The 1296-nt window shown below is 36.4% G+C and carries 2 protein-coding genes; both read left to right on the plus strand.

Features of this window, described 5'->3' with window-relative positions; all coding sequences use genetic code 11:
- Positions 1–856, plus strand: an 856-nt coding sequence (locus HY58_RS19670; protein WP_039135656.1) for a polymorphic toxin type 50 domain-containing protein, incomplete at its 5' end; no start/stop codon positions are given.
- Positions 857–859: 3 nt separating this feature from the next.
- Positions 860–1159: a hypothetical protein gene (locus tag HY58_RS18445; RefSeq protein ID WP_039135658.1), complete on the plus strand. Its 300-nt coding sequence runs from the start codon at positions 860–862 to the stop codon at positions 1157–1159.
- The last annotated feature ends 137 nt before the right edge of the window (positions 1160–1296 follow it).

Raw genomic sequence — 1296 nt, forward strand, 5'->3', positions numbered from 1 at the left:
GTTTTTGAGTGTGGATCCGCTGACAAGAAACTTTGCTTGGAATAGTCCGTATGCATATGCGGAAAATTCTCCAATTAAGTACATTGATCTAGATGGTGCTGAAAAATATGATCCTTCGTCAAAACCAACTGGAGTAACACATATTCGGTTGGCGACAGTTCCAACCCATACCTCAAGTGCCAATACAGAATATAGTATAAAGGCTGGATTATATCAGTTATATCCTGTTACTGATCCCTCAGGTAAAAATAAAGCATACTGGTTGGCTCGTTATACTTATACGGAGGGCCCATATTCAGGTATGCATCGCGATGATTGGATTGTGGGTACAGATGGGGTTGGCGATTTTGTAAAAAATGCAGACAAGCATTATAACAAAGCTGCATGGATTGAAAATTTTGGTGGGGCAGACCAGCTGTTTAATACCAAATCTGTTTTACAGGGATATGGAAGAACGTGGACTCCTCAAAACATTGCGACAGGGCTAACAATAGGATTAGGAGGCTATTTAGCATTGTCTCAATCACTTTTACGAAGTGAAGCAAAAGGTATTGTTAGTACTGAATTAAGAACTCAGAAACAAAAGAGTCAACATGTTGTTGGAGGAAATGCAACAACAGGAAAAAGTACTATGAATAGTGCGGAGGATGCTCAAAATGTATTGGATGCATTGCATAATAATGAAGGACAAATATTGAAAATTGAGCCTGGGCAAAATAGGGTTTATTTTAGATTTGACGGAGTGACCGGAAATTTTGTTAACCAAGGCACAAGTGAAAAATCAAGTTTGTTTATGATAAAGGGTTCTTCAAATGGAGCAACCGTTGTACCGGTAAACCCTAAAAAAACATTTTGATATATGACAAACGATGAAATCTATTACAATTCTTTCCCGTACTTGTTACATAAGATAACTGCCAATCTCAGGTATATTTTTTTAGAAATTTCCAGAGAAAAAAAACAAATTATTGTAGTCGGATATTATGCAAATGATGTTTCTGATATAGAGAAAGAATTATTGGAGGACGTATCAGATGGTATAGCAAGCATGATTGAAGAAGATATAGTAGTTACAACCTCTTTTGTTGTTTCTCAGGATGAATTTTCATTAGATATGCATTCAAAATATTTATTATATGCTCGATATGAGAATTTCTAATCTTCTAGATGACCAGTGAAACCAACTGATAAAACCTATCAATAAAGCATTATCAACCCTTGTAATTGAGAACACTATAAACTCTTATTAGCCAACTCCCAAGGGCTGTTTTTTATCCCGCAGCAACGGCACGCGGA

It is taken from the genome of Flavihumibacter sp. ZG627 (assembly GCF_000814325.1).
Classification (GTDB): domain Bacteria; phylum Bacteroidota; class Bacteroidia; order Chitinophagales; family Chitinophagaceae; genus Flavihumibacter.